Below are 1,654 nucleotides of genomic sequence, written 5' to 3'. Positions count from 1 at the left end.
GCCGGTGCCGGTCACGGCCAGTACCGGGACGGGGAACGCGGCCAGCAGCGCCAGCAAGACCAGCAGCGCCACGCGTGCGAGCGTGTTCACGGCGATACCTCCAACAGAAGTTCGTCGGCGATGGCTGCCGCGCACCGCCAGCAGTAGGCGGCACGGACCGGCGGGCGGGCGATGAGCCACCGGGCGGGCTGGACGGCGAGCCGGTCACGGTGGCAGGTCTGGCCGCACCGTCCGCACTCGATGACCTCGGGCGCGGCGGGGACGAAACGAGGTGCGACGTGCCGGGCGGCGGGGACGGTCCGGCGGCGGTCCTTGCGCGGGGTCGCGGGACGGTCCGGCAGCGGGAGCGACAGCAGAGACGACACGGTCCACGACATGGACCAAGACGCGGTATCGGCCAGGGACCGGACCGTCCAACGGATGGTCCGGCGGACGGTCCACTTCGTGGCGGGGACCGGACCGAGCTGGGACGGACGCCGGGTCATCGCGCACCGCCCGTTGCCCCGGCCAGTGCCGCGCCACCGTCGGTGGAACGGCACCGCACCGCGGCAGAGCGCGGACCGCCTGCCCGTCGTCCGGGCACCGGCCGGTGCCCCTCGGCGGGCGCGGCAGGGTCGCCGTTGCGGGCGGCGGCCAGCAGCCCGGCCCGGGACCCGAAGTAGTGCGCGGGAAGCGCATTGCTCACCCCGGCCACCTCGGCGACCGCGCGCAGGCTGAACCCGTCCTCGCCGCGGTCGGCCAGCACCCGCCGGGCGGCGGACAGGATCCGGGCGACCTTGTCGCCCCGGTCGTAGGCGACCCGCTTGGGAGCGCGCAGCGCATCCAGCGCGGCAGGGTCGCCGTTGCCGGCGGCGGCCAGCAGCGCGGCACGGGATCCGAAGTAGTGCTGTGCGAGTGCGGGACTGACCCCGGCCACCTCGGCGACCGCGCGGACGGTGAACCCGTCCTCGCCGCGGTCGGCCAGCACCCGGCGGGCGGCGGCAACGATTCGGTTGACCTTGTCCGTGCGGTCGTGCTTGACCTGCTTGGGAGCGCGGAGTTCATCCAGCGCGGCGGCGGCCAGGTTGTTGACCGAACTGGGCGTGCGGCCCATCACCTCGGCCGTCTGATCGATCGACAGCCCCTCGACGTAGCGCAGTTCCAGCACCCGCCGGTAGTGCGGGCGCAGCGTGCCCAGCTTGCCGCGCAGTGCCTCACCCAGCCCCGCGGCGACCGGACCGGACGGGGCCGCCGCCTGGCCGGGGTTGTCGCGCAGCTCCCGGCGGAACTCGTCCTCGCTGCGGAAGTACGCCTGACGGCGCACCCAGTACTTCCGGCCGTCCTTGTACAGCGTGAAGTGCGCCACCCGCCCGAACAGCCAGCGGCGGAACGAGTCCGCGCGCCCGTCGTCGCGCCAGTCGCCCAGCTCGGCCAGCGCATCGGCGAACACCTCTTGCACCAGGTCTTCGCAGTCGGCGGCCGATACCCGCGTACGGCGCTTGCGCACGTACCCGGCGACCTGATCGACGTACCGCAGGTACAGCGCGGCGAACGCCTCACGGTCACCAGCCTGGAACGCCTTGGCCAATGTCTCGTCCGGTAGCCCTCCATCGAGGGCCGAGGTACCTTTGAGCTGCATCGTTGAGTCTCCAAACACTCGATGCTCCGGCCCTGG

At 73.4% G+C, this 1,654-nt stretch carries 2 protein-coding genes; both read right to left on the bottom strand.

What is annotated here, in order from left to right; genetic code table 11:
* Positions 1-86: 86 nt before the first annotated feature.
* Positions 87-365, bottom strand: a complete 279-nt coding sequence (locus tag AF1_RS32460; RefSeq protein ID WP_157419437.1) for a hypothetical protein — start codon at positions 363-365, stop codon at positions 87-89.
* A 116-nt stretch (positions 366-481) separates the two neighbouring features.
* Positions 482-1,618 (bottom strand): sigma-70 family RNA polymerase sigma factor, encoded by a 1,137-nt coding sequence (locus AF1_RS32455; RefSeq protein ID WP_084263545.1) that lies wholly within the window; start codon positions 1,616-1,618, stop codon positions 482-484.
* Positions 1,619-1,654 lie beyond the last annotated feature (36 nt).

The organism is Actinomadura formosensis NBRC 14204, assembly GCF_001552155.1.
Taxonomy (GTDB): domain Bacteria; phylum Actinomycetota; class Actinomycetes; order Streptosporangiales; family Streptosporangiaceae; genus Spirillospora; species Spirillospora formosensis.
Note: the sequence above shows the minus strand (reverse complement) of the source record. Positions and strands in the feature narration are given on the sequence as shown.

What these genes read in the sequence shown, in the direction of transcription:
- AF1_RS32455 (WP_084263545.1), bottom strand. Translation starts at nt 1,618, where the DNA reads ATGCAGCTCAAAGGTACCTCGGCCCTCGATGGAGGGCTACCGGACGAG.